The sequence below is a fragment of the Janthinobacterium sp. genome (assembly GCF_009923995.1).
Taxonomy (GTDB): Bacteria; Pseudomonadota; Gammaproteobacteria; order Burkholderiales; family Burkholderiaceae_D; genus Janthinobacterium.
The window spans coordinates 91,464-112,438 of record NZ_RFSK01000002.1; the positions used below are offsets into that span (position 1 = coordinate 91,464).

General features: G+C 59.6%; 18 protein-coding genes and 1 tRNA gene. 8 read left to right on the forward strand and 11 right to left on the reverse strand.

Annotated elements, in window-relative coordinates; all coding sequences use genetic code 11:
- The first annotated feature begins 141 nt into the window (after positions 1 to 141).
- From EBS11_RS01490 to EBS11_RS01505, 4 genes are all read left to right on the forward strand, one after another.
- Positions 142 to 846, forward strand: a complete 705-nt coding sequence (locus tag EBS11_RS01490; RefSeq protein ID WP_290599939.1) for a DUF4197 domain-containing protein — start codon at positions 142 to 144, stop codon at positions 844 to 846.
- Positions 847 to 1,341: 495 nt separating this feature from the next.
- On the forward strand, positions 1,342 to 4,317 hold the full coding sequence (locus EBS11_RS01495) for a YjbH domain-containing protein (RefSeq protein WP_290599941.1): 2,976 nt from the start codon (positions 1,342 to 1,344) through the stop codon (positions 4,315 to 4,317).
- Between the two features lie 61 nt (positions 4,318 to 4,378).
- Positions 4,379 to 6,256, forward strand: a complete 1,878-nt coding sequence (locus EBS11_RS01500; protein WP_290599942.1) for an SLBB domain-containing protein — start codon at positions 4,379 to 4,381, stop codon at positions 6,254 to 6,256.
- Positions 6,257 to 6,310: 54 nt separating this feature from the next.
- Positions 6,311 to 7,519 (forward strand): Wzz/FepE/Etk N-terminal domain-containing protein, encoded by a 1,209-nt coding sequence (locus tag EBS11_RS01505; protein WP_290599943.1) that lies wholly within the window; start codon positions 6,311 to 6,313, stop codon positions 7,517 to 7,519.
- Between the two features lie 203 nt (positions 7,520 to 7,722).
- Here the strand turns inward: EBS11_RS01505 and EBS11_RS01510 are convergent, their stop codons facing one another.
- Positions 7,723 to 7,962, reverse strand: a complete 240-nt coding sequence (locus EBS11_RS01510; protein ID WP_290599944.1) for a hypothetical protein — start codon at positions 7,960 to 7,962, stop codon at positions 7,723 to 7,725.
- Between the two features lie 297 nt (positions 7,963 to 8,259).
- On the opposite strand from EBS11_RS01510, the gene EBS11_RS01515 reads away from it, so the two are divergent.
- The 3 genes from EBS11_RS01515 to galE all read left to right on the forward strand — a co-directional run bounded on the left by EBS11_RS01515 (position 8,260) and on the right by galE (position 10,292).
- Positions 8,260 to 8,333, forward strand: a tRNA-Gly gene (locus tag EBS11_RS01515).
- 92 nt (positions 8,334 to 8,425) lie between these two features.
- Entirely contained in the window at positions 8,426 to 9,106 is a 681-nt protein-coding gene (trmB, locus tag EBS11_RS01520; protein WP_290600112.1) for a tRNA (guanosine(46)-N7)-methyltransferase TrmB, read from the forward strand.
- Positions 9,107 to 9,272: 166 nt separating this feature from the next.
- Positions 9,273 to 10,292: a UDP-glucose 4-epimerase GalE gene (gene galE / locus EBS11_RS01525; protein WP_290599946.1), complete on the forward strand. Its 1,020-nt coding sequence runs from the start codon at positions 9,273 to 9,275 to the stop codon at positions 10,290 to 10,292.
- Positions 10,293 to 10,472: 180 nt separating this feature from the next.
- On the opposite strand, the gene EBS11_RS01530 is transcribed toward galE, so the two are convergent.
- From EBS11_RS01530 to EBS11_RS01565, 8 genes are all read right to left on the reverse strand, one after another.
- Positions 10,473 to 11,759 (reverse strand): Glu/Leu/Phe/Val dehydrogenase, encoded by a 1,287-nt coding sequence (locus tag EBS11_RS01530; protein ID WP_152254882.1) that lies wholly within the window; start codon positions 11,757 to 11,759, stop codon positions 10,473 to 10,475.
- A 216-nt stretch (positions 11,760 to 11,975) separates the two neighbouring features.
- On the reverse strand, positions 11,976 to 12,953 hold the full coding sequence (locus tag EBS11_RS01535; RefSeq protein ID WP_290599948.1) for a LysR family transcriptional regulator: 978 nt from the start codon (positions 12,951 to 12,953) through the stop codon (positions 11,976 to 11,978).
- A 43-nt stretch (positions 12,954 to 12,996) separates the two neighbouring features.
- A complete protein-coding gene (locus EBS11_RS01540; RefSeq protein WP_290599949.1) occupies positions 12,997 to 13,479 on the reverse strand; it encodes a hypothetical protein in 483 nt (160 codons plus the stop codon).
- Entirely contained in the window at positions 13,479 to 15,302 is a 1,824-nt protein-coding gene (gene recQ, locus EBS11_RS01545; protein ID WP_131373384.1) for a DNA helicase RecQ, read from the reverse strand. Before recQ ends, EBS11_RS01540 begins: the two co-directional genes overlap by 1 nt.
- A 6-nt stretch (positions 15,303 to 15,308) precedes the next feature.
- The gene (locus tag EBS11_RS01550; RefSeq protein ID WP_290599951.1) at positions 15,309 to 16,154 is read right to left on the reverse strand and encodes an undecaprenyl-diphosphate phosphatase; all 846 of its coding nucleotides are present in this window, start codon (positions 16,152 to 16,154) and stop codon (positions 15,309 to 15,311) included.
- A gap of 153 nt (positions 16,155 to 16,307) precedes the next feature.
- Positions 16,308 to 17,456 carry an MFS transporter gene (locus EBS11_RS01555; RefSeq protein ID WP_290599952.1) on the reverse strand — a complete coding sequence of 383 codons (1,149 nt, stop codon included), beginning with the start codon at positions 17,454 to 17,456 and terminating at the stop codon, positions 16,308 to 16,310.
- A 42-nt stretch (positions 17,457 to 17,498) separates the two neighbouring features.
- Positions 17,499 to 18,269 (reverse strand): DeoR/GlpR family DNA-binding transcription regulator, encoded by a 771-nt coding sequence (locus EBS11_RS01560; protein ID WP_290599953.1) that lies wholly within the window; start codon positions 18,267 to 18,269, stop codon positions 17,499 to 17,501.
- Between the two features lie 64 nt (positions 18,270 to 18,333).
- Positions 18,334 to 18,468: a hypothetical protein gene (locus EBS11_RS01565; protein ID WP_290599954.1), complete on the reverse strand. Its 135-nt coding sequence runs from the start codon at positions 18,466 to 18,468 to the stop codon at positions 18,334 to 18,336.
- Positions 18,469 to 18,507: 39 nt separating this feature from the next.
- Here EBS11_RS01565 and EBS11_RS01570 point away from each other — a divergent pair, with 39 nt between their 5' ends.
- A complete protein-coding gene (locus EBS11_RS01570; protein ID WP_290599956.1) occupies positions 18,508 to 19,491 on the forward strand; it encodes a DUF5655 domain-containing protein in 984 nt (327 codons plus the stop codon).
- Positions 19,492 to 19,513: 22 nt separating this feature from the next.
- Here EBS11_RS01570 and EBS11_RS01575 read toward each other — a convergent pair whose 3' ends face one another.
- Both EBS11_RS01575 and EBS11_RS01580 read right to left on the reverse strand, forming a co-directional pair.
- A complete protein-coding gene (locus tag EBS11_RS01575; protein WP_290599958.1) occupies positions 19,514 to 19,792 on the reverse strand; it encodes a YkgJ family cysteine cluster protein in 279 nt (92 codons plus the stop codon).
- A 70-nt stretch (positions 19,793 to 19,862) separates the two neighbouring features.
- Positions 19,863 to 20,735, reverse strand: coding sequence for a head GIN domain-containing protein (locus tag EBS11_RS01580; protein WP_290599960.1), 873 nt, complete (start codon positions 20,733 to 20,735; stop codon positions 19,863 to 19,865).
- Positions 20,736 to 20,975 lie beyond the last annotated feature (240 nt).

Sequence of the window (20,975 nt, forward strand, 5' to 3'; positions counted from 1 at the left end):
GGATTTGCTGTATCTTGCACTCCCCCGCACTGGGAAAGGGACGATTTTTCCGCGAGAAAAGTCGCTGCCGTCGCCGGCGTTTTGCTATGCTAGGCAAGCAAAATCGCCCCGTGCCTTGCTGGATTTCAACAAAGGAAGAATATGCGCCTGACCTGCCTCTCCCGCCGCCCAGTTGCCATCGTGTGCGCACTGGCGCTGCTATCGTCCGCCGCCGGGGCGGCCAATCCCCTGGCATCCCTGACCAATCAGGAGGCCAGCAGCGGCCTGAAGGCGGCGCTGGAGGCCGGCTCGGCTGCCGCCGTGGCGAAATTGGGTGTCGAAAATGGTTTTTTGAACAATGACAAGGTGAAGATCAAGCTGCCCGGCATCCTGGAGCAAGCCAAGCCCTTGCTGAAAATGACGGGACGCGGGCAGCAACTGGATGACCTGGTGGTGTCGATGAACCGTGCCGCCGAATCGGCCGTGCCCCTGGCCAAGCCTTTGCTGCTCGACGCGGTGAAATCGATGAGCGTCACCGATGCCAAGAATATCCTGGCGGGCGGCGACACCTCGGTGACTGACTTTTTCCGCCAAAAAACATCGGCGCCCCTGGCTGTCAAATTCCTGCCCATCGTGAAGGCCGTCACGGACCGTTCCGGCCTCGCCAGCAAATACAACAGCACCATGAGCCAGATCGGCAAGTCGGGACTGGTGCCGCAGCAGCAATCGACCGTGGAAGGCTACGTGACCGACCGTGCGCTCGATGGCCTGTACCTGATGATCGGCGAAGAAGAAAAAGCGATTCGCAGCGATCCGCTTGCGTATGGCAGCAAGATTATCGGTAAGGTTTTCGGCAGCTTGAAATAATAAATGTAAGTGGATGCAAAAAAACATAGTGATATAGGGAAATGGAATTGCCTATATTGCCATAAGTTGTGCTTGCAATATTTGCATTTGATTATGCTTTTCCCTTTATCTGATACGCGCAGGCTGCTGCTGCAGATCGAGAACACCACGTCGGCGTGCCCGGATTTACTGCCTTCTGGCGGTGTACTTAAAGCAATTTTTAGCTTCCTTGGTAACAAATAATGTTAAAATTCTAGGTTGCAATATTCGAACTGTGATAATTTTTTTCAGTTGGATAATTAGATGAGTCCGAATTTAAACGTCGCATCAGAGATATTTCCTGCTTCGGCTTTTTTGCTCGCTTTGTAGTATTGACAATCCTCCGTATTGATATTTCCGCTTGTGTGAGGGACGTGTCGGCGTAGGTTTTTGAGGTGGTTGGATTTGTTACGCGCACTCCGAAATTCCATTAATTATTCCTGGTGTGGTTACCTGCTGATCGGCGCTCCGTGTGCCATGGCCGCAACCCCCAATCATGGCGGGCAATCTGGTTACATCAATATGCCGAGCGCTGTTGTTGAGTCCGATGGCACTTTTAGTGTTGGTTACAGCTATGACAGTCCCTACGGTCAATTATGGGCGACGGCCAATGTGTTGCCTTATTTGCAGGTTACTGGCCGATATGTCTCCATCGCTGGTATTCCCGGTTTTACCAGCACGCCGGGAGAGTATGGCAGCGAATATGGCCGCTACAAGGATAAAGTGATCGATGGTAAGTTGCGGCTGTGGCAAGAGAGCCAGTGGCTGCCGTCGGTTGCCTTGGGGATGACCGACGTTTTTGGAACGGAGTTATTCAAGGGACACTACGTCGTGGCGACCAAGACTTTCGGGGAGGCCAAGAATGTCGAGGCTAGCCTTGGTTATTCGCGTGGGCGCCCCGATGGCGTGTTTGCCGGCGCTCGCTGGACGCCGGCCAGTATGCCGCGTTGGTCTATGGTCGCGGAGTATGATGCCATCAACTACAAGAATGACTTCTATGCGGGTTCCACGCAGGCCGGCAAGCGTAGCAAAGGTCCATCGCTGGGGCTGGAATATCGTTGGGGCTGGCTTGCTGTACAGGCGGCGCGAAGCCGCGACCAGTTCAGCGTCAATGCCTTTGTCAGTATTCCGTTCGGTGAGCGTGAATTTATTCCCAAAATATATGAACCGCCATTTTTTGTCGACAGCAAAAATCCGCCGCCGTTGCCCACCATAGAAGAATGGCGACATGATGCTGGTTATGGTGCCGACCTGGTCAATGCGCTGGTTAAGCAGGACTACAAGAATATCCGCGTCAGTCAGACTGGCAACACGCTCAATCTGACGTTGACCAATAGCCGTATTTCTAACCTTGGCCGGGCGATCGGCCGTGCCGCCCGCACCGCCCTTGCATTCACTCCCGTCGGAGTGACGACGATACGCATCACTTACACCAAGCTGGACCAGCCTATCGCCACATACGAATTCTTCGACCTGAAGAAGCTCAATGATTATTTGGCTGGCAAGATCGATCGCAAGGAGTTTCTCGACGTCGTATTGTTGCGTTATCCAAACAAGGAAGACGTCATTACCGACAAGGAACAAGAGTGGTTGTCTGGCTTCATGGAGCAGGCCGTGCCAGTTTCCGTGCCAGCCAAGCCGGAACCTGCGGTTGCCGCGACAACGGTGCCCGTGACTGTTCCTGGTACATCGACACTGCCGGCGGTAACGCCAGTCCCTGCGGTTGTCGCTAGCGTTGATCCGATAGCTGCCAATGCCGTTACCGATGCTACCGCCAGCGCTGCTGCCGTGGCGTCGGAGGGAAAGCTTGGCGTGGCTCTGGGGCAAGAAGGCGACATCATTCAAGTCAGCTCGCTGGACCGTGAAGCCAATCGCTTCAAGATTGCTCCCAAAGTGGGGTTCTTCTTCAACGACCCCAGTGGCGCATTCCGCTATTCGATCGCTGCCGTGGCCAACTACGACAAGCGTTTGGCGGATGGACTGTATTTCAACGGCGTCGCCAGCATGCAGTTGCTTGAAACGGTCTCAGGCGTCAAGCAGGAATCGAACAGCCTGTTGCCGCACGTGCGCTCCGATGTTGCCAAGTACCTGCGCGGCAATCGCTTCTCGGTGACGCGCGTGTTGCTGAATCAATATTTCAATCCTGCCGAACGCTGGTATGCCCGTGCTTCAGTTGGTCTATATGAAGACATGTTCCGAGGTGCCGGTGGTCAGGTGTTGTATTTGCCGAAACAAAGTAACTGGGCGGCGGACTTATCGGTCGATGCCTTACAGCAACGTGGCTATAGTGGAGTATTGAGCCGGCGCGACTATCAGACGGTTACTGCGATTGGTTCGCTGCATTATCGCCTTCCCTATGACATTACGGTGACTGCACGGGCTGGCCGATTCCTGGCCAAGGATACGGGAGTGCGCATGGAGTTCAAACGCCGCTTCCAGTCCGGGATCGAAGTGGGGGCGTGGTATACGCATACGAATGGCAAGGACATTACCAATCCTGGTACGCCTGAAAAACCATATCAGGACCGCGGCATCTTCCTGTCGATACCACTGAATACGATGTTGCCATCGGATACCCAGGCAACGGCAGGTTTTTCGTTGTCGCCATGGACACGCGATATTGGGCAGATGGTTGCTTCACCCGGCGACTTGTATGACCTGATCGAACGCCCGCGAGCAGATATGCATAGTTACGATGGTTTGGGCAATTTTGGCGAGCGTGCCGATGAGCAGAATCTGCCTGCCGTCAATCCGCCCGTACGTCCATTTGGCAATCCATGGGCTGCCATGCGTGCGCGCATGGAGCAGTCGTCCTCCACGTTGCCGGAACCGGCAGCATGGGTCAAGGCGACAGGCGTCGCTGCTGGCGCGGTATTGCTTGCAGGTTTGACAGACAAGCCAGTGGACCGTGCAGTCAGCAGACATCAGGATTCACGTATATTGCGCGACTGGGATAAAGTTGGCAGAGCGCTACCGTACGCCTTGGTCGGTGCAGCAGGCGCCGCATTTGCGCTGGGCGATGAGCGCATGCAGAACACGGGCCTGATTGCCTTGCAATCCCTGGCGTTGACCAGCGGTGTTGCCTATGGCAGCAAGTATCTGGTAGCCCGTGCCCGCCCCGGTGACGGAAAGAGTGCTTGGGATAGTTTCGGCAATGCAGAAAAACGTTCAGACGGCTCCTTTCCTTCGGGGCACGCTTCAATTGCCTTTGCCGCAGTAACTCCATTTGCCAAGGAGTATGACGCGCCGTGGTTGTATGGCGTAGCCGCTCTCGGTTCGGCTGGCCGCGTGGCCGGTCGCAAGCACTGGGTGTCTGACACGGTGGTCGGCGGTATTCTCGGCTATGCGGTAGGTAATTGGCTGTGGCAATCACAGCGCGATCAGAGTGGTTCACGCTTGTCGATCAGTCCCGGCCCCAAGGAATTAAGCGTCAGTTGGCAAAAAGAGTATTAAATTTGGGCTTGCGTTTGTAGCCGCATGCATTATTCATTGATTAATTCAGATAAAGAACAGCATGAAAAAGCATCATCACATTACACGACCACTTATTAAGCAATTGATATTATCTGCATGTGCATTGGGGATGGTTTCGCCGCTTGCCATGGCGCAACAGGAAGAAACTGATGCTGGCCGTACCGTACAGAGCAGCCCCTTGCCTAGTATCAAGAATTCGCGCAATGAGCAACGTTCAGCGCAGCCTGTACTCCGGCCAGCCCGAGCCGCCGCGCCGGTGCGTGCCGACACGGCCGGTTTTGCAGCGTTTGTCAAAGGTGTTACCGGACAGCCGCTGCAGGTATTTGGCGCCGATTTATTCGGCGACGTACCGAGCACCTTTGCGCCGTTTGACGGTGCGCAAGCCAACCAGGACTATTTGATCGGCACTGGCGATGAGCTGCAGATTCGCGGCTGGGGCATGGTCGATATCGATATTAGCGCCACGGTTGACCGTAGCGGCTCGATCTATATCCCACGCGTGGGATCAGTCAAAGTCAGCGGTGTACGGTATGGCGATCTACAGGGATACCTGAAAAAAGCGGTGGGTAAATTCTTCACCAATTTTGAGTTGAGTGCCAGCATTGCGCAGACGCACTCCTTGCAAGTGTATGTGGTGGGCCATGCGGTACGTCCCGGTACGTACACGTTGGGTGCCATGAGCAGTCTCCTCAATGCCTTGTTTACGTCGGGTGGGCCGAATGCCAGTGGCAGCATGCGCAATATCCAGCTTAAGCGCGCAGGACAAACGGTTGCCACTTTTGACGTCTATGACATGTTACTGAAGGGGGACAAATCGCATGACTTGACCTTGCGTGATGGCGACGTGATCTATATCCCGGAAGTCGGCCCATTGGTCGCATTGACGGGTAACGTGAAGCGCCCCGCTATTTTCGAATTGAAGGGCCCGGCAACGCTGCAAGACGTTACTTCATGGGCAGGTGGTTTTGATTCCGCGGCGTCAAGCAAACAGGTGATTGTCGAGAAAAGTATCAATAACAGTTTCCAATCCGTACTGGACGTGACTGTAGACAAGGATGGAGGCAGCAGCGCGTTGGCAGCGGTGCCGGTGGCATCGACCGACGTCCTGCGAGTGTTTTCACCTGGTGCGATTGCTGTGCCGTCGCAACTGCAGGTCGAATACGTCCGCGTTGCCGGCGAAGCCAAGCAGACTGGTGTTGTGAAACTGAACAAGGGTGAAACGCTGCGCGAATTGATGAGTCGACTTGGTGGTGTTACGGAAAATGGATATATCTACGCCACAGAATTAACGCGTGATTCGATTCGCGCAGCACAGCAGGCTAAGCTTGATGAAATTGCTGACCGTTTTGAGCGTGAACTTGATTCGGCAGCAACTCAGCGGTTGAGCAACACGACTGATAAGGAAAACGCCAGCAAGGTGGCGATGGAAGCAGAACAGCAGCGTCGTATCGTGCAAAAGCTGCGTACTGTAAAGGCGACGGGTCGTATTGTGCTCGAACTGCAAGATAGTGAGGCGCAAATAAAGAATTTGCCAGATGTGCCGCTGCGTGATGGTGACAGCGTGTATATCCCACGTCGTCCAAGCACAGTTGACGTGCTTGGCTCGGTATTCCAGCAAAACACGTTTGTATACCGCCCAAAGCGTACCGTCAGCAATTATGTAGATCTGGCCGGCGGCGTGACTGACGGTGCAGACAAGTCTGAAATGTATGTGGTGCGTGCCGATGGCACGGCGCAAAGTGGTCGCAATATCGGCTGGTTCTCCGGATTGGGTGGCGCAGCCTTGAATCCGGGCGACACTGTCGTGGTACCGGAGAAGATCGTACGTGGTTCCTTCATGCAGGACTTGAAGGAATGGACGGCAATCTTTTATCAATTCGGTTTGGGTGCTGCAGGATTGAAGGTTCTCAAAGACTAAACATTTTGTATGGCGTAGCTCGGCAGTCGGGCTGCGCTTATTTGAAAGAAAATTATGCACGATAAAGTTGCAACTGTATTGCCACATGCTGGGAATGGTGACGATGCAGAGTCGTTGAATCTGATCGATGTACTCGCCATTTTCTCTCGCCAGCGCAAGGTTATGCTGGTCGTACTGAGCCTCAGCATGATCGTCGCTCTCGCTGCCGCTTTTCTGATGCGGCCTTTTTTTATCAGTACAGCCGTCATTTTGCCTCCGCAGCAAGCAACATCGGCCGCTAGCATGATGTTATCCCAACTGGGGGGGTTATCCGCTGCGGCAGGCGGATTGGCCGGGCTGAAAAATCCGAATGAAATTTACATTGGTATGCTGCAAAGCCGTTCTATTGGCGATCGACTGATTACTGAGTTCAAATTGCAGGAACGCTATGATGAAACCACGATGGATGAGACGCGCATGGAATTGCTGAAGAAAGCCAGCTTCATGAGTGGCAAGGACGGCATGATCCGTATCTCTGTGGAAGATCATGATCCGCGTTTTTCCGCGCAACTTGCGAATGCCTATGTCGACCAACTGATACGCTTGACGCGGACTCTGGCTGTGACAGAAGCAGCGCGTCGGCGACTCTATTTCGAAGGCCAGCTCAAGACAGTCAAGAATCAACTGGCGGACGCCGAAGTGGCCATGCGTAGCATGCAGGAAACGACGGGTATGCTGCAACTCGACGCGCAAGTCAAAAGCATCATTGCCAATGAAGCGCAATTGCAGGGTATGATCGCCGCGAAAGAGGTGCAGTTGGGTGCCATGCGTTCCTTTGCAACCATAAACAATCCCGCCTATGTCCGTTTGCAGGAGGAGGTGCGTGGTTTGAATGCGCAATTGGGTAAACTGAAAAAAGGGCAGGAATCGTCACAGGGCGATGCCATTATGGCTACCAGGAAGATCCCGGAAGTCGGCGTCGAATATATTCGCAGCCTACGTGACGTCAAGTATTATGAAACCATGTTCGAGATGATGGCCAAGCAGTATGAGCTGGCCAAAATTGATGAATCGAAGGATTCCTCGGTTATCCAATTGCTCGATTCTGCAGTCGTGCCAGAGAAAAAATCGGGGCCGAAGCGGGGGCGCTTGTTGCTCGGCGGCTTGTTCGGAGGTCTTGTTCTTGCCGCTATTATTGCACTGTTACGTGATAGTTACATGCGCATGCGTAACGATGTCGGAAACCAAGTACGCTGGACTGAGCTGCGTCAAGCGCGTAAATAGTACGATTTCCGGAAGATGTTTGGGCTGGCCTCGATGCTGGAATGATGCGCTACACTCGTCTATATAATCTGACGGGTGCGCTTTCGGGTACAGAATGTGGCCTGATAAGATCATTAAGAAATACTTGCCCCAAAAAAAACAGGTGAAACTAGGTTTCACCTGTTTTTTTATTTTAAAAAGGATTCGTCAGAATCCTTATAAAATTAATGGTGCGAAGTCGTGTGGTGCGTGGTGGTCGAATCCGAGCTTGCTGCACCGGCAACGACTGCAACGGCTGCACCGATTGCGATCATCGTGCTGACGCTCAGGCCGGCAACGGTGGTGCCAGCGGCTGCACCAGCTGCTGGAGCGGCCGCTGCAGGTGCTGGGGCTGGAGTCGATTGAGCCATTGCTTGCGCGGAAGCGAAGCACAGGATTGCCGAGGCGATCAGAATTTTCTTCATGGAATATCCTTTTTGGTTAAACAGTGGAGGGATACAGCTAAAACTTACAGAACTACTATATGATTGTAGCAACTTTTTTCATTTTAATCCGTGCTTTGGCGCAAGCGTGAGCGCCGACACACTTACTCATCGGCCATCTTAAAGCATTTTTGTCATCTGCGCTCTTAATCTCGATGCAAGTGAAATAATTTTATATGTATATGTATGTTTTAATGCAATTTCGTGATAGCACGAAGGCGTAGAGAGGGTGGCACATAGTTTGCCACTAGACGGCATCCCGCGTAAAATGCAGGCTTCGCGGGTGTAGCTCAATGGTAGAGCAGAAGCTTCCCAAGCTTACGACGAGGGTTCGATTCCCTTCACCCGCTCCATTTTCCGCTGGCGCCTGGCTTTGTGCGGCGCGGCCACTATTTTCTTCATTCCCATGTCTTCAGATACCCCAGCAAACGGCCCTGCGCGGCCGATGATGTACGATCCGACCGAACACCGCATCCGCAGTTTCGTGACCCGCGCGGGACGGCTCTCCGTGGCGCAGGCGCGCGCGCTTGAGACGCTGGGACCGCAGTTCCTGTTGCCGTTCGCCAAAGAACCCATGGATTTCGAGCAGGTGTTCGGCCGCAAGGCGCCCGTTATCCTGGAAATCGGTTTCGGCATGGGGGCGACCACGGCGCATATCGCCAAGGCCATGCCCGAGAAGGATTTCATCGGCGTCGAAGTGCATACGCCCGGCGTCGGCAGCCTGTTGAAGCTGATCGGCGAGGAATCGCTGACGAATCTGCGCCTGCTGCAGCACGATGCCGTGGAAGTGCTCACGCACATGATTCCCGCCAATTCGCTGGCCGGTATCCACGTCTTTTTCCCCGACCCATGGCACAAGGCGCGTCACAACAAGCGCCGGCTGATCCAGTCGCCGTTCGTCAAGCAGTTAACCGATCGGCTGGCACCGGGCGGCTATCTGCACTGCGCCACGGACTGGGAAGATTATGCGGTGCAGATGTTGGAGGTGCTGGGTACCGAGCCGCAATTGCGCAATAGCGCCGATGGTTACGCGCCACAGCCCGCATATCGTCCGCTGACCAAGTTTGAAAACCGCGGTTTGAAGCTGGGCCACGGCGTCTGGGATTTGGTATTCATCAAGAAATAAACGCGCAGCGTGGTGGCGCTGTGTCCGCCCCTGTGTCTGGACAGAATGAGCCTGCCGCCACCACGCGGCCGGCTTTTTTTATGGCGCACGGGTATGCGTCTGGCGTGCCGGCTTGGCAGGTAGTCCGAATTCAGGTAGTCTTATCTTTTTTGCATTGGTTGGGATTATGAGCAAGAAAATACTCGTGACCGGCGCTTCCGGTTTTATCGGCTCGCATACCTGCGTCGAATTGCTGGCGGCTGGCTTTGACGTGGTCGCCGTGGATAATTTGTGCAATAGCGCGCGCGAAGCCATGGCCCGCGTCGAGCGCATTGCCGGCAAGCGCGTGCCTTTCTATGAGGCCGATGTGCGCGACCGTGCGGCCATGGCCGCCATCTTGTGCGAGCATGCCATCGATGCGGTGATCCATTTCGCGGGCCTGAAGGCCGTAGGCGAATCCGTGGCGCAACCGCTGATGTACATGGACAACAATGTGGCGGGCACCGTGGCCCTGCTGGAAGTGCTGGCGGCGGCGAACGTGAAGCGTTTCGTGTTCAGCTCGTCGGCCACCGTGTACGGCGATCCGGAAGCCTTGCCCATCCTGGAAACGTCGCGTCTGTCCGTGACCAATCCGTATGGCCGCTCCAAGCTGATGGTTGAGCAGATTTTGGCTGATCTCGTGCATGCCGATGCCCAGTGGCAAGTGGGGGTGTTGCGCTATTTCAACCCCGTCGGCGCGCATGCCAGCGGCTTGATCGGCGAAGACCCGGCCGGCATCCCGAACAACCTGATGCCGTTCATCGCCCAGGTAGCCGTGGGCCGCCGCGAGCGCCTGGCCGTGTTCGGCAACGACTACGCTACGCCGGACGGCACAGGCGTGCGCGATTACATCCACGTGGTCGACCTGGCGCTGGGCCATGTGGCCGCGCTGCATCGCCTGTTCTCGACAGACGGCGGCTTTACTGTCAACCTGGGCACGGGGCACGGCTACAGCGTGCTCGATACCGTGCGCGCCTTCGAGGCCGCCAGCGGCCGCCAGGTGCCCTACGACATTGTGCCGCGCCGTCCCGGCGATATCGCCAGCTGCTACGCCTCGGCCGACAAGGCCAAGGAACTGCTGGGCTGGCAAGCTCAGAAAAACATCGACGACATGTGCACCGATCACTGGCGCTGGCAGCACCAGAACCCGCAAGGCTATTCAGCGTGAAGCAAAGTAGGCACCCATGAAAAATCCCGCTCACACGCAAGTGTGGCGGGATTTTTCTTTAGAGTGCCAACAACCCGATGGCGCCTGAAAAATGCACAGGGCTAGACGCCGCCCCGACGACAGTACGCTAGTACGGCGAGGGGCAGGCAACAACGCCCGGGGCTTTTTCTCAGGCAGCCATTAAGGGTAGAGACCGCGCACTTCGCGAGCTTGCAGGACGCGCGTGCATGCCAGGATGAAGGTAGCGGTACGCATCGACACTTTCTTCTCTTGCGACACTTGCCAGACCGCGTCGAACGCTTCGCGCATGATGCGGGTCAGACGGCTGTTGATCTCTTCTTCGGTCCAGAAGAAGCTCGAGAAGTTCTGTGCCCACTCGAAGTAGCTGACGGTCACGCCGCCGGCGTTGGCCAGCACGTCCGGCACGATCAAGACGCCGCGGTCGGTCAGGATGTCGTCCGCTGCCGGCAGGGTCGGGCCGTTGGCGCCTTCCAGGATGATCTTGGCGCGGATGACTTGTGCGCGTTCTGCCGTGATCTGCTGTTCCAGCGCGGCCGGGATCAGGATGTCGCAGTCGATGCCCCAGAAGTCTTCGCGTGGCACGAATGCCTCGGCGCCCGGGAAGCCTTCGACGCTGCCCACTTCGGCCACGTGTGCCAGCAGTTGCGGGATGTTCAGGCCGCCGGAATGCACGACGGTGGTCTTGTGGTCCTGTACCGCCACCACTTTCGAGCCGGCTTCCGCGAACATGCGGGCAGCGACGCCGCCCACGTTGCCGAAACCTTGCACGATGACTTTCGCGCCTTCGAGCGACATGCCGACCTTGGCGGCTGCATCGCAACCGACGACGAACACGCCGCGGCCCGTCGCATCGCGGCGGCCCAGGCTGCCGCCCAGCGAGATTGGCTTGCCCGTGACCACGCCGGTCGACATATTGCCGCCGATCATGGCGTAGCTGTCCATCATCCACGCCATGACTTGTTCATTCGTGTTGACGTCCGGTGCCGGGATATCCTTGTTTGGTCCGATGATCATGCTGATCTCGCTCGTGTAGCGGCGGGTCAGGCGCTGCAGCTCGCCGCGCGACAGGGTCTTCGGATCGACACGGATACCGCCCTTGGCGCCGCCGTATGGCACGTTGACGGCGGCATTCTTGACCGTCATCCAGGCCGACAGGGCCATCACTTCCGACAGGGTCACGTCCTGGTGGAAGCGCACGCCGCCTTTACCAGGGCCGCGCGACAGGTTGTGCTGCACGCGGTAGCCTTCGTAGTGGGCAATGGTGCCGTCATCGCGCTCGATGGGCACGTCGACCGTCAGGATGCGCTTTGGACGCTTCAGCGTTTCCACCCAGCGCGACAGGTTGCCCAGGTAAGGCGTAACGCGGTCGATCTGCTCGAGGTAGACGCCCCATGGGCCCAGATCTTCGGAATTGAGGTAGGAAGGAAGTGCGTGCTTGCTGGTCATGCTTGATAAGCTCCTGGACAAAACGGTGGGGTAACGCCGAAAAATCCGCAGAGCATCGCGATGAATTTTTCTGGCGTTCAAAAATGCTGTGGTAGGCGCACCTTAAGGCTGCGCGCAGCGGAACCGCATCGTAGGCGATAGCCTCATGCCCCGGCCAATGCTTTGTGCGCATCCGGTTATGCATTTAATGCATAGTTGTGTTGACAGGATTGCCAGTCAGGATGGCGCCGTCTCGGTGGCGCGTTTGCGGCGCTTGCCCATGCGCGTCTTGCCGTCCTGCGACTGCACCAGGTATTGCCACAGGCTTTCGACGATGGGCTTGCCGGGGCGCAGGCCAGACGGGCGTTCGCGGTACAGGCGGATTTCCAGCTCGATTTCCCAGCCTGGCGCGCCGCCATCGGCGCGTGCCAGGTGTTTGTATTTGACGTCGCGCATGACGGCCGATTCGGGCAGGAAGGCGATGCCGCGTCCTTCCAGCGCCATCATCTTCAAGCCTTCGGCCATGTCCGTCTCGTAGCAGGTATCGAGGAACAGGGGCACCTTGGCGTCGGCCACCAGCAATTCCACCATGCGCCCCAGGTAGGCGTTGTTGGTGTAGGAGAGGAAGGGCAGCGGCTCCTTGGCGCTGCCCGGCAGGACGAAATCGGGCACCTTGTCCTGGCCGCAGCGCGCGTACGCGCGCAGGGTTTCGCGGCCCATCACCAGCATGTCGTAGCGGCCCGGGTCCAGCTGCACCGGCTGGCGCGGATGGTGATAGCACAGCAGCAGGTCGCAGCCGCCGTCAACCAGCTGCAGCACGGCGTCGTGCACGTTCAGGGCCATCAAACGGCTGTTGATGGGCGCAAACCCTTCTTCCAGCGCCGTCAGCCACTTCGGCATGAAGGTCAGCGACAGGGTGTGCGGCACGGCGAAATCGACGCTGGTCTGCGTGGCGGCCCGCTTGCCGCGCAACAGGGCGCGCACGCCGTTGATCTGCCCCAGCATTTCCAGCGCCTGCTCGTAGAACACGGCGCCGGCCGGTGTCAGCCGCGTGGGATACGAGGTGCGGTCGACCAGGTCGATGCCGAGCCAGTTTTCCAGCGACTGGATGCGCCGCGAAAAGGCCGGCTGGGTGACGTGGCGCAGGGCAGCGGAACGGCTGAAGTTATGCGTTTCAGCGAGCGAAATGAAGTCTTCCAGCCATTTGGTTTCCATCGCGGCAGCGTTCCGTTATCAAGGACAAGGCAAAGTGAAGTGCTCAGGGCGTAGCGGGTGATGCCGCCGGCTGGTACAGCGATGCCGGCAGGCCGAAGAAGGAGGGCGGGCCCAAGGTCGTGCCCTCGAGCGAGCCGCCCGCGTTCAAGGCCTTGCTGATGGCCGACAGCAGGGAGCTGCGGTCGGCCAGGTTTTGCATCAGCGCGCGCGGACCGTTGTGGAAGGTATGCTGGGCGATGTCCACGGCGACAACAAAGATTGGCTCGCGGCGCATGGGGAACTCCACCCACTCGCTGTCCTCGTCCTGCGCGCGGAAGGTATCGGGCAGGGTCATGTTTTCGGCGCCGGGCAGGTGCGACGCCAGCACCAGGCCGAAGGCTTCCGGCACCACATCGGCCAGGCGGCGCACGGTGAGATCGTCCTGCACCAGCAACCGTACTTGCGCTTCCACCGCGTCTTCGGCGTCGGGCTGGGCGCCGAGAATTTTCACGGCCTGATAGATCAGGTCGGACGAGAGTGTTTCCATCAAATCATCTCCAGGATCATGGCGACGATCTCGTCGCCGTACGAGGCCAGTTTTTTCTCGCCCACGCCGCTCACGCCGCGCATCTGTTCCAGCGAGGTGGGCTTGGCCTTGGCGATTTCGCGCAGGGTGGCGTCGACGAAGATGACGTAGGCCGGCACATTGTGCGTGCGCGCCGTCTCCACGCGCCACCAGCGCAGCTTGTCGAAGATGGCCTGTTCGCTGGTCGACAGGTCCGTCTCGACATAACCCTTCGCCACGCTGGTGCTGCGCTTACTGGTTTTCACCGGTTTCTGGTACTGGCGCAGCTGTACCTTCTGGCCGCCCTTGAGCACGGGGCGCGAGGCGTCCGTCAGTTTCAGCGAGCTGTATTGTTCATGGTCGACCGAGACGAGGCCCAGCGCGATGGCCTGGCGCAGGATGGCTTTCCATTCTGCTTCGCCCAGGTCCGAGCCGATGCCGAAGACGGACAGGGAATCGTGGTGCCAGGTCTTGATGCGCTCCGATTCCACGCCGCGCAGCACGTCGATCACGTGGCCGCCGGCGAAACGCTGGTCGACGCGGTAGATGGCCGACAGCAGTTTTTGCACGGGCACGGTGCCGTCGAACGACACGGGCGGCACCAGGCAGGTGTCGCAATTGCCGCACGGCGAAGCCGGTTCGCCGAAGTATTCGAGCAAGCGCATGCGGCGGCAGCTGAGCGTTTCGCACAGGCCCAGCATGGCGTCGAGTTTGACGCCCAGCACGCGCTTGAAGGTGTCGTCCGCCTCCGATTCGTCGATCATGCGCCGCTGCAGCACCACGTCCTGCAAGCCGTACGCCATCCAGGCATTGGCGGCCATGCCGTCGCGTCCCGCGCGCCCCGTTTCCTGGTAATAGCCCTCGATGCTTTTCGGCAGATCCAGATGCGCGACGAAGCGCACGTCGGGCTTGTCGATGCCCATGCCGAAGGCGATGGTGGCGACCATGACGATGTTTTCCTCGCGCAGGAAGCGCGCCTGGTTGGCGCTGCGCTTGGCGTACTCCATGCCGGCGTGATAGGGCAGGGCGCGGATGCCGCTCTGGTTCAGGAATTCCGCCGTCTCTTCGACCTTCTTGCGCGACAGGCAGTAGACGATGCCACAGTCGCCCGCGTGTTCCGTGTTGATGAAGTCGAGCAGCTGCTTGCGGCCATTCGCCTTTTCCACGATCTGGTAGCGGATGTTCGGCCGGTCGAAGGACGAGACGAACTGGCGCGCGTCGTCGAGCTGCAGGCGCAGGGCGATTTCGGCGCGCGTCTGCGGGTCGGCCGTGGCCGTGAGCGCGATGCGCGGCACGTCCGGGAACTGCTCGTGCAGCACCGACAGCTTGATGTATTCGGGACGGAAGTCGTGGCCCCACTGGGCCACGCAATGCGCCTCGTCGATGGCGAACAGGGCGATCTTCGAGGACTGGAACAGGTCCAGGCAGCGCTGTGTCATCAGGCGCTCGGGCGCCACGTAAACGACGTCGATGCCGCCCGTGCGCACCAGGCGCTCGATGCGGCTCGCTTCTTCGTAGGTCTGCGTGGAATTGAGGAAGGCGGCGCGCACGCCCACTTCCTCCAGCGCGTCGACCTGGTCCTGCATCAGGGCGATCAGCGGCGAGATGACGACGCCGACGCCGTCGCGCAGCAGCGCGGGGATCTGGTAGCACAGTGACTTGCCGCCGCCCGTGGGCATCAGCACCAGCGCGTCGCCGCCATGGCTGACGTGGTCGACGATGTCGGCTTGCTGGCCACGGAAGGCCGGGTAGCCGAAAACGGTCTGCAGCAGGTGCAGCGCGCGCTGGTTAAGATCTTGATTCATAGTGCCTTATTCTGCCCAAACTACCCAGCCGAAGTGGGCGCTGGCCAGGACCAGCAAGCCAAACACGATGCGGTACCAGGCAAAAAATGTAAAGTCGTGCGAGCTGATGTAGCGCAACAGCCAGCGCACGCACAGGAAGGCGGAGACGAAGGCGGCGACGGTGCCCAGGCCGAACAGGGGCACGTCGGTGGCCGACAGGATGTCGCGCGCCTTGTACAGCGAATAGAAGGTGGCCGCCAGCAGGGTCGGGATGGCCAGGAAGAACGAGAATTCGGTGGCCGTCTTGCGCGACAGGCCCAGCAGCATGCCGCCGATGATGGTCGAGCCGGAACGGCTGGTGCCCGGAATCAGCGCGAACGCCTGGGCACAGCCCACCTTCAAGGCATCGAATGGCGTCATTTCATCGACCGAGTTGACGCGCACGGTGACGGGGTTGGTGCGCGCGCGGCGCTCCACCAGCAAGATGATGATGCCGCCGATGATGAAGGCCATGGCCACGGGCACGGGCTTGAACAGCGCGTGCTTGATCATCTTGCCGATGGCCAGGCCGATGACGGCCAGCGGAATGAAGGCGATGGCCACGTTCAGCACGAACTTGCGCGACTTGACTTCGCTGCCGAAGGTGGACAGCACGCTGCCGATGCGCTGGCGGTATTCCCAGCACACGGCCAGGATGGCGCCGGCCTGGATGGCGATCTCGAAGACATCCATCACGTCCTTGGAGACATCTTGAGTAAAGTCAAGCAGGCTGCCGGCCAGGATCAGGTGTCCTGTGGACGAAATCGGCAAGAATTCGGTAAAACCTTCGACCAGCCCCATGATGATGGCTTTTAACGCAAGAATGAGATCCATAGATATATAAACGGGTATGAGTGACAGGATGGGGTGACCGCGTGGCGCCAGCAATGCGCGCGGGGTCGAAGCTTACCACGCCGCAGGCTTGCGAAGCCGATTTGGGTGCTGGCGGACGGCCCTTTTTTAGGGCCGTCCGCCAGGCGAGGGCGCTCAGGAAACCTGTTTTGCGGGCGCGGCCAGGCGTGCGCTGGCCGCCACCAGCAGCAGGGCGGCGCCCAGCATGGCGAAGGCGATGTTCAGGCTGGTGGCGTGGGCCACGAAACCGATGACGGCGGGGCCGGCCAGGATGCCTGCGTAGCCGATGGTGGTAATGGCCGCCACGGCCAGGCTGGCCGGCATGGCGCTCTGGTTGCCCGCCGCCGTAAACAGGATGGGCACGATGTTTGCCGCCCCCAGCCCGATCAGCACGAAACCCAGCATGGCCAGGCCCGCCTGGGGCGCCAGCACGGCCAGGAAGAAGCCGCTGGCTGCGCACAGGCCGCCGAAAGTAAGCACACGCTTTCCGCCAAAGCGGCTGACCACCTTGTCGCCGGTAAAGCGTCCCAGCGTCATGGCGATGGCGAAGGCGGCGTAGCCGAGGCCGCCCTTGGTTTCTTCCACGCCGCGCGTGGTGGTGAGGAACAGGGCGCTCCAGTCGAGGATGGCACCTTCGGCCAGGAAGACGATGAAGCACAGCAGGCCGATGAGGATCACGGCGCCGTGCGGCATGACGAACAGGGGCGTCTTTTCGCCGGAGGCGGATGCCGTCGGCAGCAGATGGCCTTGCGCCGCGCCCAGTACGCCGCACAGCAGCAGCATCACCACCACGCAGGAGAGCGCGGGAGACAGGCCCAGCCACAGCAGCAGGGCCATGCAGGCGGCACCGGCGAAGCCGCCCACGCTGAACAGCGCGTGAAAGCCCGACATCATGGCGCCGCCATTGGCTTTTTCGATGATCACGGCCTGGATATTGATGGCCACGTCGAACGTGCCCATGGCCGCGCCGAAGAGCAGCAGTACCAGGCCCAGTTGCAGCGGCGTGGCCGCCAGGGCCAGGCCGGGCAGGATGGCGGTCAGCAGCAGGCCGGCGCTGACGATGACCTTGCGGCAGCCGAACCGGGCCGCCAGCATGCCCGTAAACGGCATCGCGCACAGCGAGCCGGCGCCCAGGCACAGCAGCAAAATGCCCAGGGTGGCTTCGTCGAGGCCCAGGCGCGACTTGGCGTACGGGACCAGCGGGGCCCAGGCGGCCATGCCGAGGCCGGCGGCAAAGAAGACCAGGCGCGTGGCGCGTTGTTGCAGGGTGCCGGTGAGATGCATGGGAAAGTTTCCAGGGTCAGTGTGTAGGAGTGTCGATCAGAGTCAGGCGCGGGCGCGCAATACCTGCACGCCCAGCTGCGCAAAGGCGGCAGCGTGGGCCGCGTCGGCGTCCGCTTCCAGCACCAGGTGTTGCAGCAAGCCCGTGGCCAGCACGCCGAAGGGGGCGGCCGTGCCCAGCTTGTCGCTGGTGACGGCCACCACGACGGCCTTGCTGGCGCCCGCGATGCTGCGCTTGAATTCCGCCTCGTCGTAATTGAACGCCGTCACGCCCGCGTCCGCATCGGCGCCGCAGGCGCCCAGGAAGCACAGGTCCGGATGCATGCGCTCGACCGTGCGCAGCGCCTGCGGTCCCAGGCTGGCGCCGGCACGCCGGTCGACCCTGCCGCCAGCCATGATCAGTTCGATTTCCGGGCGTTCCATCAGGGCCATGGCGATGGCCGGGGCGTTGGTGACGACGGTGAGCGCCAAGGGCGGCAAGGCGCTGGCGATGGCCAGGTTGGTCGAACCCGCGTCGAGAAACAGCACCTGGCCCGCGCGCACGAGGGAGATGGCGGCCTGGGCCAGGCGTTCCTTGCGCTCGGGCGCTTCCTGCTTGCGCTGCGTCAAGCTGCCGCCATCGGGCGCCAGCGGCAGTGCGCCGCCGTACACGCGCTGGCACAGGCCGGCCGCCGCCATCTCGCGCAGGTCGCGCCTTATCGTATCTTCGGACACGTCGAGCTGGCGCGCCAGGTCCAGCGCCAGGACCCGGCCATCGGCATGCAATTGTTGCTGGATCAGCGCGTGGCGCTGTTTGAGGAGGAGGGTGGCGGACATATTGAACTTATAAACGTGCGTGAATGTGCATAAATATACGCAAACGTGCAGGATCCGTCAATGTTTACTGGGTGCGGGCAAGTGCCGTTGCGATGCGTTGCATCGCAACGGCATGGCCTGCGCGTGGCATGCCAATGGCAAATGAATTTGCAAAAAAGATAAAGATACGTTTATGCTCATCGCCGATATCTTGATACACCTTGGTGTTTGCTCGCCGAGGACTATGGGAAACAGACGGATGAGCGACATTAAACTTTTCAAGTTGGCCCACGGCCAGGCGCAGGAACTGCAAGGCAGCGTATCGGACCTGGAAAAACCCTTACAGACCCTGATTGAGGCAAACCTCGATACTTTGCTGAGTATCCGTTTCCTGGCAAGCGAGTATTCCACCGGCAAGACGCATGCGGGCCGCATCGATTCGCTTGGCTTAGATGAGAACAATTGTCCGGTCATCCTCGAGTACAAACGCTCCGTTGGTGAAAATGTCATCAATCAAGGCCTGTATTACCTGGATTGGTTGATGGACCATCAGGCCGACTTCAAGCTGCTGGTGCTCGACAAGCTGGGCAAGCCGGCATCGGAGGCGATCGACTGGAGCGCGCCGCGGGTGATTTGCATTGCGGCTGACTTTACCAAGTTCGACAGCCATGCCGTCCAGCAGATAGGCCGGACGATCGAACTGATCCGTTACCGCCGATTTGCAGAGGACTTGCTGCTGCTTGAGTCCGCGAGCACCGGCATGGATCCGACGCCAAAAAGAGGCTCTGCCAGGTTGCAGGCATCGGCGTCAGCCAGGTTGGAAATAATGGCTGCAGGTCCGGCCGATGGCGGCGCGAGTAAGCCGACGGGACCAGACAGGGCATTCGTGGAAGTGCTGGCAGGTCTGTCGGCACCCATGCGTCAGTTGTTGGCCTCGCTGGAGGATTACACGATGTCGTTGGGGGATGATGTGGAGCGCAAGGAATTGCGCTTGTACCTGGCGTTCAAACGCCTGAAGAACTTTGCAACTGTGGTGATACACAAGAAGAGTTGCCTAACGCTGTACTTGCATATCGACCCTGCCCCTGCCTTGCCTATCCTGCCAAGAACGCGCGACGTGACCGCCATTGGGCATTGGGGCACGGGGAATCTGGAGGTCAGCATTGGTACGCTCGCGGAACTGGATGCGGCAAAGCCGTTTATTTTTGCCGCGTATGCAGGCCAGCACGGCGTGAAGCCGTAGCCGCTGGCGGCCTGCGCGAGCATCAGGTGTGCGGTGCCGTGGCCAGTTCCAGCTGAGTTAGCCAGTGCATCGCATGCTCGCGGCTGGCGCCGCACATTTCCGCCGAGGGCTGCAAGCCGCCGCAAAAGGCGGGGCGCTCCGGCTGGCCAAAGATCAGGCAGCGGTTGTCGTCGGCCAGCTGGATGCAGCGCACGCCCGCAGGTTTTCCATCCGGCATGCCGGGAATCGGGCTGGTGATGGAGGGCGCGGTGCAGCAGGCGCCGCACGAGGGGCGGCATGCCAGGGGGGCGGAGGATGACATGGGATTTCAGGCGGACGGGTGAGGAGCCGACAGTATAGCAAGCCGGCCCCCTGCGTCACCAGGAGCGCGCTTAGCGCACGATGCTGACGCGTTTGCCCGACAGGGTGCGGCGGATCGGATCGCCGTGCACGGTGATACGTCCCGAACCGCTGGCGCGGGCATTGACTTCGTTTTGCACGCTGACATCGATGTCGCCCGAACCGTTGCTCGCCAGGTAGGCGATGTCGCTGCTCAAGGCGGCCAGATTGATGTCGCCCGAACCATTCACGTTGGCGTCGAGGCGCTGCACGGCGCCGCTGGCGCTGATGTTGCCGGAGCCATTGACGGCCACGTTGATGCGTTCGCCGCGCACGCTGCCCAGCTGGATGCGGCCCGAGCCATTCTGCACCGTGTCCGTGTTGCCGCTGGCGAGCGCCGCCGCGTTGATGGTGCCCGAGCCATTGTTGGCCACGTCAAAGCGGCCCACCTTGCCAGACAGTTCGCTGCGCATCGAGCCGCGCTGCACCAGGCTGAAGTCGTCGCCATTCAAGCCGCTGACCACCAGGCGGCCGGAACCGGATACATTGATCTTGTTCAATTGCGGTGTCGTATAGATGACGTGGATGCCATTGCCGCTGCGAATGTTCGTATCGCTCCAGATGCGCAGGGTGTCGCCGCTCACTTCGCTATGGATCAGCGGCTGCAGGTTGCTGTCCGCTTCGATCACCAGCGACGGCGCGGGGCCGACGCGCACGTCGATCTTGATATCGACGCGCTTCATGTTATCGATGTCGAGGGCGGTGAGGCTGCTGACGGGGCGTACGTCGCGGCTGACCTGCTGGTTGCCCTGGATGGCGGAGCTTCCCGAATCGCCCGCGTAGCGGATGTCGCCATCATTGGGATTGATGACGATGGCGCAGCCGCCAAGGACAACGGCACAGCACAGGGCCAGCAAGGTACGCATGATGTTTCCTTTATAGTTGTTTTATCTCAGGACAAGAAAAAAGCCGGCGGCCGCGCCGCGGCTGCCGTGCTGTCGATAACAAGATAGCAAAGCTCACAAGCCGGTATGGCAGAAATGCGATGAACTGCGTAAAACGCGGCGTGAACTGCACCCAGGCCGTCCTGTGCGCCGCGGCCGCGCCGGCACGCCAGCCCTCCGCGCGCTGCCCATCATCGCCTGCCAGGGTACTGTTTGCCGCAG